The organism is Salinarimonas ramus (assembly GCF_014645695.1).
Taxonomy (GTDB): Bacteria; Pseudomonadota; Alphaproteobacteria; order Rhizobiales; family Beijerinckiaceae; genus Salinarimonas; species Salinarimonas ramus.
Map to the genome: position 1 here is coordinate 50111 of NZ_BMMF01000010.1, position 18012 is coordinate 68122.

General features: G+C 69.1%; 12 protein-coding genes. 9 read left to right on the forward strand and 3 right to left on the reverse strand.

The genetic code is table 11. The annotated features are described in order from the left end of the window. Positions 1-99: 99 nt before the first annotated feature. The 9 genes from IEX89_RS16440 (at position 100) to IEX89_RS16480 (ending at position 8728) form a co-directional block, all read left to right on the forward strand. Positions 100-1308: a cell surface protein gene (locus IEX89_RS16440; protein WP_188914341.1), complete on the forward strand. Its 1209-nt coding sequence runs from the start codon at positions 100-102 to the stop codon at positions 1306-1308. 36 nt (positions 1309-1344) lie between these two features. Then, positions 1345-2298: a DUF6384 family protein gene (locus tag IEX89_RS16445; RefSeq protein WP_188914342.1), complete on the forward strand. Its 954-nt coding sequence runs from the start codon at positions 1345-1347 to the stop codon at positions 2296-2298. Positions 2299-2302: 4 nt separating this feature from the next. Continuing rightward, positions 2303-3778 carry a hypothetical protein gene (locus IEX89_RS16450; RefSeq protein WP_188914343.1) on the forward strand — a complete coding sequence of 492 codons (1476 nt, stop codon included), beginning with the start codon at positions 2303-2305 and terminating at the stop codon, positions 3776-3778. 410 nt (positions 3779-4188) lie between these two features. Beyond that, positions 4189-4968, forward strand: coding sequence for an AfsA-related hotdog domain-containing protein (locus IEX89_RS16455; protein WP_188914344.1), 780 nt, complete (start codon positions 4189-4191; stop codon positions 4966-4968). Then, the gene (locus IEX89_RS16460) at positions 4965-5666 is read left to right on the forward strand and encodes an HAD family hydrolase (protein ID WP_188914345.1); all 702 of its coding nucleotides are present in this window, start codon (positions 4965-4967) and stop codon (positions 5664-5666) included. Before IEX89_RS16455 ends, IEX89_RS16460 begins: the two co-directional genes overlap by 4 nt. After that, positions 5663-6190, forward strand: a complete 528-nt coding sequence (locus IEX89_RS16465; protein ID WP_188914346.1) for a DUF2165 family protein — start codon at positions 5663-5665, stop codon at positions 6188-6190. The genes IEX89_RS16460 and IEX89_RS16465 overlap by 4 nt, the downstream gene beginning before the upstream one ends. A gap of 92 nt (positions 6191-6282) precedes the next feature. Beyond that, positions 6283-6681, forward strand: a complete 399-nt coding sequence (locus IEX89_RS16470; RefSeq protein WP_210317653.1) for a MerR family transcriptional regulator — start codon at positions 6283-6285, stop codon at positions 6679-6681. 152 nt (positions 6682-6833) lie between these two features. Further along, positions 6834-8009, forward strand: coding sequence for an MFS transporter (locus IEX89_RS24630; RefSeq protein WP_188914347.1), 1176 nt, complete (start codon positions 6834-6836; stop codon positions 8007-8009). After that, on the forward strand, positions 8006-8728 hold the full coding sequence (locus tag IEX89_RS16480) for a hypothetical protein (RefSeq protein ID WP_210317654.1): 723 nt from the start codon (positions 8006-8008) through the stop codon (positions 8726-8728). The genes IEX89_RS24630 and IEX89_RS16480 overlap by 4 nt, the downstream gene beginning before the upstream one ends. Positions 8729-8856: 128 nt before the next feature. Here the strand turns inward: IEX89_RS16480 and rpoC are convergent, their stop codons facing one another. The 3 genes from rpoC to rplL form a co-directional block, all read right to left on the reverse strand. Then, the gene (gene rpoC / locus IEX89_RS16485) at positions 8857-13026 is read right to left on the reverse strand and encodes a DNA-directed RNA polymerase subunit beta' (RefSeq protein WP_188914348.1); all 4170 of its coding nucleotides are present in this window, start codon (positions 13024-13026) and stop codon (positions 8857-8859) included. Between the two features lie 112 nt (positions 13027-13138). After that, the gene (gene rpoB / locus IEX89_RS16490) at positions 13139-17260 is read right to left on the reverse strand and encodes a DNA-directed RNA polymerase subunit beta (protein ID WP_188914349.1); all 4122 of its coding nucleotides are present in this window, start codon (positions 17258-17260) and stop codon (positions 13139-13141) included. A 332-nt stretch (positions 17261-17592) separates the two neighbouring features. Next, complete coding sequence (gene rplL / locus IEX89_RS16495; protein WP_188914350.1) at positions 17593-17967, reverse strand: 50S ribosomal protein L7/L12; 375 nt, start codon at positions 17965-17967, stop codon at positions 17593-17595. Positions 17968-18012: the final 45 nt, after the last annotated feature.

Below are 18012 nucleotides of genomic sequence, written 5' to 3' on the forward strand. Positions count from 1 at the left end.
TACGCGTCGCGCGGCGCGCATGCATAAGGGAGAGGACGACTTTCCGCAGGCGCGGAACTGTGCTCTCAAGAGCGGACAGACCCGCCGCGAGGGCCCGCCATGACGTCGTCACAAGAGACCGTAGCCGCCGCGTCCGCTCCGCTTCCGACGCCTCTGCAATATCTCGACCGCGCGCTCACGCGCCTGCGCGAGCTCGGTCTCGTGCCCGAGGCTCCGGCGGAGGAGGCGCCCGTCGTGGCGCTGCTCGACAAGATCCAGCTCCTCGCGCCCGAGAAGGTGGCGGTGATCGCCCGCACGCTGTCGCGCCAGAGCCTCTTCAACGAGGTCGTGCGCGAGCAGGTGCGACGCATGGAGGTGGCCCAGCGCTACGAGGAGATCACCAACGGTTTCAACTCCATACGCGACGACGCGAAAGCGTTGGTCGAGCAGATGGAGGACGGGCGCATCTCGGTGGGCGAGCGCTTCGCCAACATGATGATGAAGATGACCCGCGGCGACATCGCCCAGCGCTTCGAGACGATCCGCGAGACCTATCTCGACGTCGCCCGCGACACGAAGGAGAACATCGATCGCGAGCACGTCATCCTGGAGGCCTACCAGGACTTCCGCGGCGCGCTGAAGCAGGCGGAGATCGCTGCGCTCGAGCTCCTGCAGCACGCGAGCGGCAAGCTGGAAGCCGCCAAGGCCGAGCTGAAGGGCGCCTCCGACGCCGTCGCCGCCTTCGCCGGCACGGAGCCCGCGGAGCGCGCCCGCCTCGAGCTCGCCCGCGACGAGAAGATGCGGGCGCTGCGCGCCGAGGAGGGCCGCTTCCAGATCGCCAAGGACCTCTCCGACAACCTCACCATCGGCTACAACACGACCGAGGTGGTGATGGCGCGGCTGATGCAGACGACGTCGGCGAAGGAGCGCGTGTACCAGCAGGCGATCTCGTTCTTCTCGACCAACGAATCGGTCTTCACCGCCCTCTCCGCCACGATGACCGGGCTCTTCGGCCTCCACGAATCGACGAAGACGCTCGACGCCATGAAGGAGGGCGTGTCGCAGTCGCTCGAGGTGCTCGCCGACATCGGCGGCAAGGTGCAGGAGGAGGCCGTGCGCGCCGGCTACGGCCCCACCGTGCGCGCGGACGCCGTGAAGGCGCTCGTGACCTCCGTCGTCACCTTCCAGGAGCGCTCCTTCGAGATCATCGAGGAGATGCGCGTGCAGGCGACGAAGAACTCCGAGGAGATCCGCGAGGCCGTCGAGGACGGCAAGCGCCGCATGGCCCGCCTCGCCGAGGAAGGCAAGGGTCTGGAGCTGCCGGCCTGACCCGGTACCGAACAGCGGGCTGACGGAGGGCGGCGGATGGCGGCAGGGCAACCCGTGGGCGGGGGTGTCGACGCCGGGCGCGGCGGGCTCGACGAGCTGATGCTCGCCATGGACGTGGTGGACACGCTCCGCCACGAGGAGGCGGCGCTCCAGCGCGAGATCTCGCGCGAGGAGCGCGAGGACGTGCTGATGGAGCGCCTGCGCGGGCTCTACGCCGCGCAGGGCATCCCCGTCACCGACGACGCGCTGCGCGCCGGCATCGCAGCGCTCCGCGAGAAGCGCTTCGCCTATCGCCGCCGCGGGTCGAGCTTCGGGCGGGCGATGGCGCGCGCCTGGATCACCCGCGGGCGGATCGGCGCGGTCGTCGGTGTCCTCGTGGCGCTCCTCGTCGGCTGGCAGGCCCTCGGCGTCTGGCAGGCGCGCCAGGCCCAGGAGGCGGAGATCGCCGCGCGCGCCGAGATCGAGGAGGTTCTTCCCGAGCGCCTCGCGAACCTGCGCGCGGCGGCGCTCGCCCAGGCCGAGACGCCCGATGCCCGCGCGGCCGTGGAGGCACTCGCGACCCGTGCGGAGCGTGCGGTCGCAGCGCAGGACGCCGACTCCGCCCGCACCGCGCTTGCGGAGCTCGAGGCGCTGCGCGAGACGCTCGCGCGCTCGTACGTGCTGCGGATCGTCAACGATCCGGACGTCCCGACCGGCGTCTTCCGCATTCCCGACGTCAACGAGCGCGCGCGGAACTACTACCTCGTCGTCGAGGCGATCGACCCGTCCGGGAGGGTGCTGACGCTGCCGATCCTCAACGAGGAAACGAACACGCGCGAGGAGGTCTCGGTCTTCGGCGTGCGCGTCCCCGAGCGCACCTTCGAGGCGGTGCGCCGGGACAAGGAGGACGACGGCATCCTGCAGGCGAACCGGCTCGGCGAGAAGCCGGCGGGTGCGCTCGAGACGGATTGGCTCATGCCCGTCGAGGGCGGCATAATCACGCGGTGGTGAGACGATGAGCTGGCAAACGAGCCTCGACGATCCCCGCGCCGTCCGCGCCGCCATCGACGAGCGCCGCCGCGATCTCGCGAGCCGCGCGAGCGAGGCCGCCGCCCGCGCGGACGCCGCCGAGGCGGCGCTCGCCACGGCGCGCGCATCCGAGGCGCGGGCGCACGCGGCGCTCGCCCGTCATCGCCTCCAGGCTCTCGCCGACGACGGTGCCGCCGCAGCACTCGACCGGGCGGAGCGCGACGCACTCGCCATCGTCGAGCGCAGGCAGGCCGTACTCGACGATCTGCGCGCCCGCATCGCCGATCTCGAAGCGGTCGAGCGCGCCGCCGCCGCGACACGGGACGCGCGTGCGGAGGCCCTCGCCGCGGCGCAGGACGCCATCGAGGCGCTGGAGGCCCGCGTCGCCGCCGCCCTGCCGGAGGATACGCGCTGGCGGGAGGCGGATGCGGCGCTCGCCGCGCTGGAGGAGCAGCGCGACGCCGCCCGCATCAAGGCCGATCGCGCGCAGGCCGAGCGCGAGGAGAAGCGCGCGCCCTACGACGCCGATCCCCTCTTCGCCTATCTCTGGGCCCGCGGCTTCGGCACCTCCGCCTACGAGGGCTCGGCCTTCGCGCGCTTCGGCGACGAGAAGGTCGCGAACCTCATCGGATACGACGCGCTGCGCGTCGACTACGCCATGCTCACCGCCCTCCCCGATCGCCTCGCGGCCCATGCCGAGCGGCTCGATGCAGACGTCGTCGATGCGCAGGCGCGGCTCGACGCCATCGAGGACGAGGCCCTCCGCGCCGCCGGGCGCGAGCCCCTCGACGAGGCCGCGGACGCCGCCGAGGCGGCGCTCGCCGAGGCGCAGGCGGCTCTCGACGAGGCGAGCCGCGCGCTCGCGGACGCCCGCGCACAGGCGGCGCCGGAGAGCGACCCCGAGCTCGCCCGCGCGCTCTCCATCCTCTCCGAGGCCATCGCCCGCGACGACCTGCGCCGCCTCGAAGCCGACGCGGCACGCACCCCCTCCCCGGAGGACGACGCCCTCGTGCGCGAGATCGCGACGGCGCGCGACGCCGTCGCCCGTGCCGAGAACGGCGTCGCCGAGATCCGAGACGCCCGCACCCGCGCGCGCAGCCTCGCGGAGGAGGCCGAGGAGGCGCTTCGGATCTACGATCGCGGAGACTACGCCCGCGGCGGCCGCTTCGAGGATCCGCGGCGGATGGCAGGCGCGCTCGACGGGCTCCTCGTCGGCGCGGGCCTGCGCGTCCTCGAAGAGGTGCTGCGCTCCACCTACCGCGCACCACCCCCACCGCCGCGCCCGCCGCGGCGCAGCCGCTCGACCGGGTTCGAATGGTCGTCGGGCGGTGGCGGAATACGGATCGGGACGGGCTCCGGACGCTCCGGCGCGGGACGTTCGGGCGGCTTTCGAACGGGAGGCGGCTTCGGCGGCTCGCGCGGCCGCGGCTCTGGCGGCTTTCGGACGGGCGGCAAGTTCTGACGAGCGTCTGCAGCTCCTTGATGCGAAAAATACCTGCGAAACCCGTACTACTCCCAAGGATTGCGACATTTTGTCCACCTTCCGTAGGCGGAATTCTGCCGTCCGTGGAACCCCTTACGTATTTCCCCTCGCTTACCTGGAGTTCACATCAGCCATCCTGACGTGTATTGCGACTTGCGCTTGAACCGTTTCGGCTGCATCCACTATCTCCAGTGAGGTGGAGGTTCATCGGCTCGGCCGCCCCTGCGAAGCGTCGACCGACGAGCGAATCGCCCAATAAAGCCGTGTCAGCGTAGAACCCTGTGCGAGAGAGTGCGCCCGCGCGGCAACGTTCGTGCGGCCGGGCTCCGTCGGAGCGGGGTGGGGAAACACCCGGGATCAACGCCTTCGGACCAGACGGAGAACTCACGATGCGACCCCAGATCGTTGTTTCCGACGCTTTCGTCGACTTCGCCGACAGCTGCGGCGTCCTCACCGCTTCCGCCCTGCTGGCGCGGCTGGCGAAGGGTACCGTCGATGCCGAGGAGACCTTCTTCGCAGCCCAGGGGCTGTGCGAGGCCGAGAAGGCGCAGCTGCGCGAGGCGGCGCGCGCCGCCGGCGTCGAATCGGCCTTCGCCGAGTGGATGTCGCTGTCGCGCAGCCTGCCCGCGCCCCGCACCCTCACGCACAAGCATCGCATCGAGAACGCCCTCGTCGGGCGGCCAGCGCTGTGCGCCGACGGCATCTGGCGCGCCGAGCTCGTGATGGATGCTCGCAACGAGCTGATGTCGGATCACGTCACGGGTCAGCACGTGCAGGGCATGGTGCTCGTCGAGGCCTGCCGGCAGATGTTCCTCGCGGTGAGCGAGCTCGCCCACATGGCGCCTCCGGCCTCCGGCGGCGGGCGGCGCACCTACGTCGTCTTCAACTCCATGAACGTCGGCTTCAAGGCCTTCACCTTCCCGCTGCCCGCCACCGTCGAGTACCGCGCGACCTCCGTCGATCGCTCGCGCGAGGACCGGGTGGCGATCGAGGCCGAGCTCGCCGTCGTCCAGAACGGCGAGGTGACCATGACCTTGAGCACCGGCTACACGCTCTTCGAGCCGGCCAAGCTCCAGCCCAAGGAGATCGCCCGCGGCGTCGCGGCGGTCGAAGCGCTCAAGGCCCGCCTCCTCGAGCCGGCGCGCGCCGTCGCGGAGGCCGCGGAATGAACGCCCCGGCCATCGCCTTCTTCGACGTCGACGAGACGATCCTGCAGGGCAAGAGCATGTTCGAGTTCGCCGCGTATCTGGAGCTGACGCGCGGCCTCCTCGACGCGACGGCTCTCAAGGCGGACATGCAGGCGCTCGCCGCCGGGGGCGCGCCGCGCGAGGAGGTGAACGTCGCCTTCTGGCAGCGCTTTCGCGGCCTCGTGCAGGACGAGGTCCGCGCGGCGGCCGAGGAATGGGCGGCCCTGCGCAAGGCCGATCCGCGCACCATGTGGATCGAGACCACCTGCGAGCGCCTCGCCGCCCATCGGCGGGCGGGGCACGGCATCGCCCTCGTCTCGGGCTCGGCCATCGACATCCTCGGGCCGATCGCGCGCGAGGTCGGCGCGCATCACCTGCTCGCCACGCGCCTCCTCGTGGAGGACGGGCGATATACCGGCCGCCTCGTCCCGCCGGTGATGATCGGAGACGGCAAGCGCCACGCCGCCTTCTCCATCCTGCAATCGCTCGAGGTCCCGGCGGCGCGTTGCTTCGCCTACGGCGATCACGACAGCGACCTGCCCATGCTCGGTCTCGTCGGCAATCCCGTCGTCGTGGGCGAGAACCCCGCCATGCTCGCCGTCGCGCGGGAGCGCGGCTGGCCGGTGCTGCCGTCCACGACACGCACCGACGACGCATCCACCCGGGAGGCCGCAGCATGAACGCGCTCTCGACGAAGCCCATCCTGCTCACCAAGACCGTGCTGATGGCGGGCATCGCCGCCTGGATGTCGATCGCGGTCTTCAACAACGCCACCGACCCCGGCACTAATCGCTACCTCCTGGGCCTGATGCTGGAGATGACCCTCCTGCAGGACGAGCCCAACGGGCTCGGGGCAGGCCTGCTCTGGCGGGCCTGGTCGAGCGAGGTCGCCCCGCCGCTCCTGTGGGGCATCGTCGCCGTCCAGATCGCCATCGCGCTCTATCTCTGGCGCGGTGCGCTGACCTTCGGGGCGGCGGCCTTCTCGGGCGACCGCGTGGCGCTGGAGGACGCGCGGCGCACCTGCATCCGCGCGCTCACCGCCTTCATGACGCTGTGGATCTTCTTTCTCTGCGGCGGCCTCTGGTTCGGCTATTGGATGAAGCAGGGCGCGGTGCAGATGGTGCACATGACGCTCCTGATCATGAGCGTGCTCTTCATCGGCTTCATGGCCGACCGTCGCGGGGAGCGCCCCGAGGAGGCTTGACCAATCAACCTGTCCCAACTGGGGATTGACCCGGAAAGTCCCGCAGCGTAATCTCCACCTCGCGTGAGATCGAATTGGCGGTGGGGCTTTCCATGTCGCGAATGCAGATCGGCGAGCTCGCCGAGAAGGCGGGCGTCAGCCACCGGACCATTCATTTCTACGAGCGGCTCGGGCTCGTCTCACCCGCGGAGCGCCACGGAACGGGCTATCGCTATTACGACGACGTCTCGCTCAAGCGGCTCGAGAAGATCGGGGCGCTCAAGCGCCTCGGGCTGAGCCTCGAGGAGATCGGCGAGGTGATCGACCTCTATTTCGAGGACGCCACCGGCGTGAAGGGGAAGCGGCGCGTCCTCGAGATTCTCGAGGGGCACCTCGCCTCGACGCGGGCGAAGATCGCGGAGCTGAAGACCTTCGAGGGCGAGCTCGAGGCGAACGTCAGTCGCATGCGCACCCTCATCGCCGAAGCGAGCGGGCAGAGCGACGCCGCCTGAAGGCCCCCTCCTCCATGTGACCATCAGACGAGTGCGAGCCGCCGCGGCACCGCGACGGCTTTTCGCATGCCCGCGCTTTCAATCTCTACTTGACGTCAGATTACTGTAGCGGCAATTTCCATCGCACGTCAGGTTCAGATCGGGAGACGTCCATGAGACCCCGCAATGCCGCTCTGACGAGCTTGCTCATGGCGGGCGCGCTGCTCGTGCTCGGCCAGCTCTACCTCGCAATCCCCCTCACGAGCGCCGTCGTCGCGCGCTTCGCCGCGTCGCCGGAGGAGGCGAGCCTCGTGGGCGCGGCCTTCGGCGCCACCTACGCGCTGGGCTTCCTCGTCTTCGGCCCGCTCTCGGACCGCATCGGCCGCCGGCTGGTGATCACGGGCGGGCTCGTGGCGCTCGCGGCGACGACGATCCTCGTCGGGCTGGCGCAGACCTTCGAGACGCTGATCGCGGCGCGCGCCCTGCAGGGCTTGTCCGCCGCCGCCTTCGCGCCGACGGCGCTCTCGCTGATCGCGGAGGCGCTCGAGCCGCAGGAGCGCCCGCTCGGCCTGTCGCTGATGAGCCTCGCGTTCCTCGGCGCGGCACCGCTGGCCCAGCTCGCCGGGACGGCGGCGGCCGACGTCGGCCTGTCGGGCATCATGCTGTGGCTGGCCCCGGCCTACGTTCTCGCCGCGGGCGCGCTCGGCCTCGCTCTCGGCGAGCGCGGCGGGCGTCCCGCGGCCGTCTCCGGGCGAGCGGACGACAGCGGCGGCCTCTCGGCGCTCCTGCGCGATCGCCTCTTGCTCGCGGCCTGGGCGGCGGCCGGCACCGTTCTGCTCGGCTTCGTCACCTTCTTCGCAGGCGCGGCCCTCCGGCCCGGAGTGGACGCGCAGACGCTGGCGCTGCTGCGGCTCGCGGCGATCCCGCCGCTCTTCCTCACCTTCGCCGCCGCGCCGCTCGCGAAACGCATCGGCCCGCACCGGACGGCGGCGCTGGGCCTCGCCGTGTCGGCTGCGGGCCTGCTGATGGCGGCGACGGGCGGCAGCGCCGCCCTCGTCCCGGCGAGCGTCGTCCTCGCCGGCGGCGTCTCGATCGCGGTGCCCGGCCTCATCGGCACCGTGTCGTCCCGCGCCGGCGCGGGCAATCGCGGGCTCGCGCTCGCGCTCTACAGCACGACGCTCTTCCTGGGCGCGAGCGCGGCGCAGCCGCTCGCTCATGCCCTGGCGCCCTTCGGCGCCGCCACGCTCGGCCTCGTGCCGGCACTCGTCGGCACGGCCGCAGCTTTCGCGCTCCTGCGCGCGGGTGCGGCGCCGGGCCACTCCTCCCCCGCACACGGACATGCGCGATGACGAAAGCGAAACGCACCCTCCTCCCCACCGCCCTCGCCGCGAGCGCCGGCCTCGCCGGGTTCGCCCTCGCCTTCTCGCCGTCACAGGAGCGCACGTCGATGACGCTGGCCGTCGCCCCCGCTCATGCCCACGATCACGCCGCGGACGCCGCACCCTACGCGCCCTGGCTGCCCACGGGCTTCGTCGAGGCGGCCCGCCGCGGCGTGACGGTGGACGGCGCGCCGGCGACCCTCGTGCGCCACGTCCGCGTCGGCGGCGTCAACGCCGTCATCGGCGGCGAGCACGTGAGCGCCGTCGTCGGCGAGAACGGCCGGCTCAAGGGCTATGCGCGGATGGAGGCGTCCCTCGCCGACGGCGCCCTGCCGACGCGCGAGGAGGCGCGCACGATCGCGATGGACTTCCTCGCCCGCGTGGCGCCGGAGCTGCGCGACGCGCACCGCCTCAGCTGGATCGAGCCGCACGACGAGCCGCTGCGCGTCGCCGATGCCGCCGGCACGGCGCGGGACCTCACCGTCACGGGCATGAAGGTGAAGATGCGCAGCACCGCCGACGGCCTGTGGTTCTGGGTCATCGTCGGCGCCGATCGCGAGGTCATGGTGTTCGAGCGCGACATCGTCTGGCAGACCTTCCCCGGCCGCCGCCAGACGGAGAAGTGGCTGCACGACACTTGGCTCGTGGAGAACGGCTACGCCGACGCGATCCTCGCGCCGGCGGGCTGACGCGCCCGACCCTCTCGATCGAACGCCCCCGAAAACGAAGAAAGCCGCCCCGAGGAGGGGCGGCTTTCTCATTGGTAGGTCCTGCAGGGGACGATCGCCCTCGCGGGCGACCGTCTCGTGCGACCGGCTCACTCCCCGGCGGGGAGCTCGCCGACCGCGCCGGTGGCCTCGGCCTTCTGCTGCAGGATCAGCTCGTCGCGATGGGTCGCGATCGAGCGGATCTGCGCCGCGATGGAGCCCGTGCCGGCCGGGATGAGCGAGCCGACGATGACGTTCTCCTTGAGGCCCTCGAGCTCGTCGGTCTTCCCGTTGACCGCCGCCTCGGTGAGGACGCGGGTCGTCTCCTGGAAGGACGCGGCCGAGATGAAGGAGCGCGTCTGCAGGCTCGCCTTGGTGATGCCGAGGAGGACCGGCTGGCCCTCCGCCGGCTTGCGGCGCTCGGCGACGAGCTTCTCGTTGATCTCCGCGAACTCCATCCGGTCGACCTGCTCGCCGGCGATCAGCTCGCTGTCGCCCGCGTCCGTGATCTCGACCTTCTGCAGCATCTGACGGACGATCACCTCGATGTGCTTGTCGTTGATCGACACGCCCTGCAGGCGATAGACCTCCTGGATCTCGTTGACGAGATAGGCGGCGAGCTCCTCGACGCCCTTGATCGCCAGGATGTCGTGCGGTGCCGGGTTGCCGTCGACGATGAAGTCGCCGACCTCCACGACGTCGCCGTCCTGCAGGTGGATGTGCTTGCCCTTGGGGATGAGATACTCGACCGCATCCGAGCCGTCGTGCGGGGTCAGCGTCAGGCGGCGCTTGTTCTTGTAGTCGCGCCCGAACTGGATGGTGCCCGACTTCTCCGCGATGATCGCCGCGTCCTTGGGACGGCGTGCCTCGAACAGCTCCGCCACGCGCGGCAGGCCGCCCGTGATGTCGCGGGTCTTGGCGCTCTCGGTGGAGACGCGCGCGAGCACGTCGCCGGCCTGGATCTTCGAGCCCGGATCGACGGCGATGATCGCGTCCACCGGCAGGAGCGAGCGCGCCTCGCCGCCGCGCGGCACCTTCAGCACCTTGCCGTCGTCGCCGTGGATGGTGATCGCCGGCTTGAGGTCGGCCGTGCGGGCCGCCCCACGCCAGTCGATGACCACGCGCTTGGCGATGCCGGTGGCCTCGTCCATCGTCTCGACGATGGAGCCGCCGTCGACCAGGTCCTCGTAGCCGATGACGCCGTCCACCTCGGCCAGGATCGGACGCGAATAGGGATCCCACTCCGCGATCCGCTGGCCGCGCTTGATCGTGTCGCCCTCGTCCACCTTCAGGCGCGCGCCGTACTGGATGCGGTGCACCGAGCGCTCGGTCCCGTCCGGCCCGACGATGACCACCGCCACGTTGCGGCCCATCGTGACGAGGTCCCCGTCCGAGTTGCGCGCCACGTACCGGTTGCGCATCGCCACCGTGCCGTCGAAGGCGCTCTCCACGAAGGACGTGTCCGCGATCTGCGCGGCGCCGCCGATGTGGAAGGTGCGCATCGTGAGCTGCGTGCCCGGCTCGCCGATGGACTGCGCCGCGATGACGCCGACGGCCTCGCCCTGGTTGACGGGCGTGCCGCGGGCGAGATCGCGCCCGTAGCAGGTGGCGCAGACGCCGTTGCGGGTCGCGCAGACCAGCACCGAGCGGATCTTCACCTCCTGCACGCCGCCATCGTTGATCGCGGCGATGTGCCATTCCTCGATCATCGTGCCGGCGGGGACGATGACGTTGCCCTCGACGTCGGTCACGTCCTCCGCCGCGGTGCGGCCGAGGATGCGCGAGCCGAGCGTGGCGACGACCTGCCCGGCATCGACGATGGCGCGCATCCCGATACCCTTCGAGGTACCGCAATCGACCTCGCGGATGACGGCGTCCTGCGCCACGTCGACGAGACGACGGGTGAGATAACCCGAGTTCGCCGTCTTGAGCGCGGTGTCGGCGAGGCCCTTGCGGGCGCCGTGGGTCGAGTTGAAGTACTCGAGGACGTCCAGACCCTCCTTGAAGTTGGAGATGATCGGCGTCTCGATGATCTCGCCCGACGGCTTGGCCATCAGGCCGCGCATGGCGGCGAGCTGCTTCATCTGCGCCGGCGAGCCGCGGGCGCCCGAATGCGACATCATGTAGATCGAGTTGACCTGCATGTCGCTGCCGTCCTGGTCCTTACGGACCGCGGAGATGCGCTGCATCATCTCGCCCGCCAGACGATCCGAGCACTTGGCCCAGGCGTCGACGACCTTGTTGTACTTCTCGCCCTGGGTGATCAGGCCGTCCTGGTACTGCTGCTCGTAATCCTTCACGAGCGTGCGCGTCTCCTCGACGATGTCCCACTTGTTCTCCGGGATGACCATGTCGTCCTTGCCGAACGAGATGCCGGCGCGGAAGGCGTGGTAGAAGCCCATCGCCATGATCCGGTCGCAGAAGATCACCGTCTCCTTCTGCCCGCAATTGCGGTAGACCGTATCGATCATGTTGGAGATTTCCTTCTTCGTCATGAGCTTGTTCACGACGTCGAAGGTCACGCGCGGGGACTTGGGCAGCAGGGTGCCCAGGATCGCCCGACCTGCAGTGGTGTCGTAGATCTGCGTGTAGGGCTTGCCGTCCTCGTCGTAGTTGGTGGCGCGGAACTTGACCTTGGTGTGCAGGTTGATCGCCTTGCTGAACAGAGCATGGTCGATCTCGCCGAGGTCGGCGAACAGCATCCCCTCGCCCGGCTGCTTGTCGCGCATGATCGAGAGATAGTAGAGGCCCAGCACGATGTCCTGCGACGGCACGATGATCGGCGCGCCCGAGGCGGGGTGCAGGATGTTGTTCGTCGACATCATCAGGACGCGCGCCTCGAGCTGGGCTTCCAGCGAGAGGGGCACGTGCACGGCCATCTGATCGCCGTCGAAGTCGGCGTTGAACGCCGCGCAGACGAGCGGGTGCAGCTGGATGGCCTTGCCCTCGATGAGGACCGGCTCGAACGCCTGGATGCCCAGGCGGTGCAGCGTCGGCGCACGGTTGAGCAGCACCGGATGCTCGCGGATGACCTCGTCGAGGATGTCCCAAACCTCGGGACGCTCCTTCTCGACGAGCTTCTTCGCCTGCTTGACGGTGGCCGAGTAGCCCTTCGCGTCGAGACGCGAATAGATGAAGGGCTTGAACAGCTCGAGCGCCATCTTCTTGGGCAGGCCGCACTGGTGCAGCTTGAGCTCCGGGCCCACCACGATCACCGAGCGGCCGGAATAGTCGACGCGCTTGCCGAGCAGGTTCTGGCGGAAGCGGCCCTGCTTGCCCTTGAGCATGTCGGCGAGCGACTTCAGCGGGCGCTTGTTGGCGCCCGTGATGACGCGGCCGCGGCGGCCGTTGTCGAACAGCGCGTCTACCGCCTCCTGCAGCATCCGCTTCTCGTTGCGGATGATGATGTCGGGCGCGCGCAGCTCGATGAGGCGCTTCAAGCGGTTGTTGCGGTTGATGACGCGGCGGTAGAGATCGTTGAGATCCGACGTCGCGAAGCGGCCGCCGTCCAGCGGGACGAGCGGGCGCAGGTCCGGCGGGATCACCGGAACGACGGTCATGATCATCCATTCCGGCCGGTTGCCCGACTGGATGAACGCCTCGATGATCTTGAGCCGCTTGAGCAGCTTCTTGGGCTTGAGCTCGGAGGTCGTCGTGGCGATCTCGTGGCGCAGGTCGACCGCGATCTTCTCGAGATCGAGATCCATCAGGATCTTGCGGATCGCCTCGGCGCCGATGAGGGCCGTGAACGAATCCTGGCCGTACTCGTCCTGCGCGCGGATGTACTCGTCCTCCGAGAGGAGCTGGCGCTCCTTCAGGGGCGTGAGACCCGGCTCGATGACGACGTAGGACTCGAAGTAGAGAATCCGCTCGAGATCCTTGAGCGTCATGTCCAGCAGGAGGCCGATGCGCGAGGGCAGCGACTTCAGGAACCAGATGTGGGCCACCGGCGCGGCGAGCTCGATGTGGCCCATGCGGTCGCGCCGCACGCGCGCGAGGGTGACCTCGACGCCGCACTTCTCGCAGATGACGCCCTTGTACTTCATGCGCTTGTACTTGCCGCACAAGCACTCGTAATCCTTGATCGGACCGAAGATGCGCGCGCAGAACAAGCCGTCACGCTCGGGCTTGAACGTGCGGTAGTTGATCGTCTCGGGCTTCTTGATCTCACCGTAGGACCAAGAGAGGATCTTTTCCGGGCTCGCGATCGAAATCTTGATCTGGTCGAACGACTGCGGCTGCGCCGCAGTGTTGAAAAGGTTCATGACCTCTTGATTCATCGCCGTCTCCTGGCAGGGCGAGGTGCGCCGTCACGCTCGCCTCGAAAATCGCAGGCGCCGCGGGGGCGTACCCCCGCGGCCTCATCGCTATCGACCTTTTCCGATCACCGGATCATTCCGCCGCCTCGGAGGGCGGCAGCTCGTTCGTGTTGGCCTTGGAGGAGGTGAGCTCCACGTTCAGGCCGAGCGAGCGCATCTCCTTCACGAGCACGTTGAAGCTCTCGGGGATGCCCGATTCGAACGTGTCGTCGCCGCGCACGATGGCCTCGTAGACCTTGGTGCGGCCCGCCACGTCGTCGGACTTGACCGTGAGCATCTCCTGCAGCGTGTAGGCCGCGCCGTAGGCCTCGAGCGCCCACACCTCCATCTCGCCGAAGCGCTGGCCGCCGAACTGCGCCTTGCCGCCCAGCGGCTGCTGGGTGACGAGCGAGTAGGGACCGATGGAGCGCGCGTGGATCTTGTCGTCGACCAGGTGGTGGAGCTTGAGCATGTAGATGTAGCCCACCGTGACCTGACGATCGAACGGCTCGCCCGTGCGTCCGTCATAGAGCGTGACCTGGCCCGAGCGGTTGAGCCCGGCCATCTCGAGCATCTCCTCGATGTCGCGCTCCTTGGCCCCGTCGAAGACCGGCGTGGCCATGGGAACGCCGCGCCGCAGCGTCTCGCCCATCTCCGCCAGCGTGTCGTCGTCGTAGGCGTCGAGCGGGTGGTTCGAGCCGTAGATGCGCTCCATCGTGCCGCGCAGCTGCGCGCCGTCGTGCGCCTTGCGATAGGCGTCGACCGCCGCGGCCACCTGCTTGCCGAGGTTCGCCGCCGCCCAGCCCAGATGCGTCTCCAGAATCTGGCCGACGTTCATGCGAGACGGCACGCCGAGCGGGTTGAGCACGATGTCGACCGAGGTCCCGTCCTCCAGGAACGGCATGTCCTCGACCGGCACGATCTTCGACACGACACCCTTGTTGCCGTGACGGCCGGCCATCTTGTCGCCCGGCTGGATCTTGCGCTTCACCGCCACGAAGACCTTGACCATCTTCATGACGCCCGGAGGCAGCTCGTCGCCGCGCTGAAGCTTCTCGACCTTGTCGAGGAAGCGCTGCTCGAGCCGCTTCTTCGATTCGTCGTACTGCTTCTGGATCGCCTCGAGCTCGGCCATGCGCTGGTCGTCGGCCACCGCGAAGGCCCACCACTGCGAGCGGGGATACTCGTCGAGCATCTCGCGCGTCAGCGTCGTGTCCTTGCGGAAGCCCTTCGGGCCGGCGATGGCCGTCTGGCCGGCGAGGAGCTCGGCCACACGCGCATAGGTGTTGCGGTCGAGAATCGCCTGCTCGTCGTCGCGGTCCTTGGCGAGACGCTCGATCTCCTCGCGCTCGATGGCCTGCGCACGCTCGTCCTTGTCGACGCCGTGGCGGTTGAACACGCGCACCTCGACGATCGTGCCGGTGACGCCCGGCGGCACCCGCAAAGAGGTGTCGCGCACGTCGGAGGCCTTCTCGCCGAAGATGGCCCGGAGCAGCTTCTCCTCCGGCGTCATCGGGCTCTCGCCCTTGGGCGTGATCTTGCCGACCAGGATGTCGCCCGCGTTCACCTCGGCACCGATATAGACGATGCCGGCCTCGTCGAGGTTCTTGAGAGCCTCCTCCGAGACGTTGGGGATGTCGCGGGTGATCTCCTCGGGCCCGAGCTTGGTGTCGCGGGCCATCACCTCGAATTCCTCGATGTGGATCGAGGTGAACACGTCGTCCTTGACGATCCGTTCGGAGAGCAGGATCGAATCCTCGAAGTTGTAGCCGTTCCACGGCATGAACGCGACGAGGACGTTGCGGCCGAGCGCCAGCTCGCCGAGCTCCGTCGAAGGACCGTCGGCGATGATGTCGCCCTTGGCCACGACGTCGCCCACGCGCACCAGAGGCTTCTGCGTGATGCAGGTGTTCTGGTTGGAGCGCTGGAACTTCTGCAGACGGTAGATGTCGACGCCCGGCTTGCCGGGATCGGTCTCCTCCGTCGCGCGGATGACGATACGCGTCGCGTCCACCTGGTCGACCACGCCGGCGCGGCGCGCGCCGATGGCGGCACCCGAATCACGCGCGACCACGGCCTCCATGCCCGTGCCCACGAAGGGCGCGTCGGCGCGAACGAGCGGCACCGCCTGGCGCTGCATGTTCGAGCCCATGAGAGCGCGGTTGGCGTCGTCGTTCTCGAGGAACGGGATGAGCGCGGCCGCGACCGACACGAGCTGGCGCGGGGAGACGTCCATCAGGTCCACGCGATCCGGCGGCACCACGATCACCTCGCCCGCCTTGCGGCAGATGACGAGATCCTCGGTGAGCTGGCCCGCATCGTCGAGCGCGGCGTTCGCCTGGGCGACGTGGTACTTCGCCTCCTCCATGGCGGAGAGATAGATCACCTCGCCGGTGACCTTGCTCTCGTGCACGCGGCGGAACGGCGTCTCGATGAAGCCGTACTTGTTCACCCGCGCGAACGTGGCGAGCGAGTTGATCAGGCCGATGTTGGGGCCCTCCGGCGTCTCGATCGGGCAGATGCGGCCGTAATGCGTCGGGTGCACGTCGCGCACCTCGAAGCCGGCGCGCTCGCGCGTCAGGCCGCCCGGGCCGAGCGCCGAGAGGCGGCGCTTGTGGGTGACCTCGGAGAGCGGGTTCGTCTGGTCCATGAACTGCGAGAGCTGCGACGAGCCGAAGAACTCGCGCACCGCCGCCGCCGCCGGCTTGGCGTTGATGAGGTCCTGCGGCATCACCGTGTCGATGTCGACCGACGACATGCGCTCCTTGATGGAGCGTTCCATACGCAGGAGGCCCAGGCGGTACTGGTTCTCCATGAGCTCGCCGACCGAGCGGACGCGGCGGTTGCCCAGGTGGTCGATGTCGTCGACCTCGCCCTTGCCGTCGCGCAGGTCGACGAGCGCCTTCACCACCGCGAGGATGTCCTCGCGGCGCAGCGTGCGCTGCGTGTCCGGCGCGTCGAGGTCGAGGCGCATGTTCATCTTCACGCGGCCGACCGCGGAGAGGTCGTAGCGCTCCGAATCGAAGAACAGCGAGTGGAACATCGCCTCCGCGGTGTCGATCGTCGGCGGCTCGCCGGGACGCATCACGCGGTAGATGTCGAACAGGGCCTCCTCGCGGGCGGAGTTCTTGTCCACCGCGAGCGTGTTGCGAATGTAGGGGCCGACGTTGACGTGGTCGATGTCGAGGAGCGCGATCTCGGTGAAGCCGGCGTCGACCAGCTGCTTGAGCAGCTTGTCGGTGATCTCCTCGCCGGCCTCGGCGTAGATCGCGCCGTTCGTCATGTCGACGATGTCCTCGGCCACGTACTGGCTGACGACGTCCTCGTCGGCGGCGCGCAGAGCCGTGACGTTCTTGTCCGCGAGCTGGCGGGCGACGCGCGCGGTGAGGCGCTTGCCGGCCTCGAGCACGACCTCGCCGGTATCGGCGTCGACGAGGTCGACGGTGCCCTTGAAGCCCTTCATCCGATCGGGATCGAACGGCGCGCGCCAGCCCTGCGCGTCGCGCGTGTAGACGATGCGGTTGTAGAAGGTGTCGAGGATCTCCTCGCTGTCGAGGCCGAGCGCGTAGAGCAGCGACGAGACCGGGATCTTGCGCTTGCGGTCGATACGCGCGTGGACGATGTCCTTGGCGTCGAACTCGATGTCGAGCCACGAGCCGCGATAGGGGATGATGCGCGCGGCGAAGAGCAGCTTGCCCGACGCGTGCGTCTTGCCCTTGTCGTGGTCGAAGAACACGCCGGGCGAGCGGTGCATCTGGGAGACGATGACGCGCTCGGTGCCGTTGACGATGAAGGTGCCGTTGTCCGTCATGAGCGGCATGTCGCCCATGTAGACGTCCTGCTCCTTGATGTCCTTGACGGACTTCGCCTGGGTGTCCGGATCGACGTCGAACACGATCAGCCGCAGCGTCACCTTGAGCGGCGCGGCGAAGGTCATGCCACGTTGGCGGCACTCGTCGACGTCGTACTTGGGCTGCTCGAACGTGTACTTGACGAACTCGAGCAGGGCCGTGCTCGAGAAGTCGGAGATCGGGAACACGGACTTGAAGACCGACTGCAGGCCCTCGTCGGGACGGCCGCCCCGCGGCTCGTCCACGAGCAGGAACTGGTCGTAGGACGCCTTCTGAACCTCGATGAGGTTCGGCATGTCCGAGACTTCCTGGATCCGCCCGAAGGACTTGCGAATGCGCTTGCGGCCTAGCAGCGTGTTGGCCATGTCGACCTTGCTCCTCATGCACGGCTGACCGGGAGCCCCGCTCTCATGCGCCGCCGACGCGGGAGAGCCGGGAAGGCGCCGATCGCGGGGCGCCGGGTCAGCCGTCCGCCGATCCCGTGGGACCGTGGACGAAAGGGGATGTGGAAAGGGAGCGACCCTTTCCGCAACGTCGGTGGGACCCGGTGCGACGAATCGCGCGCGAGAACCCGCCCGACCCGCTCGGATCCCGGGTGCGAATCACCCGATCACCGGACGGAAACGACGGCCCCGGGCTTCCCCGGGACCGTCGGGACGCATCGAAGACCGGTCGCCCCGAGGGCGACCGGGTCCGATCACTTGAGCTCGACCTTGGCGCCGGCCTTCTCCAGCTGCGCCTTGATCTTCTCGGCCTCCTCCTTCGAGGCGGCCTCCTTCACGGTCTTGGGCGCGCCCTCGACCAGGTCCTTGGCTTCCTTCAGGCCGAGGCCGGTGATCGCGCGGACCTCCTTGATGACCTCGATCTTCTTGTCGCCGGCCGAAGCCAGGACGACGTCGAACTCGGTCTTCTCTTCCTCGGCGGGAGCGGCGGCGGCAGCAGCGGGGCCGGCGACGGCGACCGCGGCGGCGGCGGAGACGCCCCACTTCTCCTCGAGCATCTTCGCGAGCTCGGCGGCCTCGAGAACGGTGAGCGACGACAGGTCGTCGACGAGCTTGGCGAGATCAGCCATGTTCATTTCCTCAGAGATAGGTTCGAACGGATCGAATTGCGATTG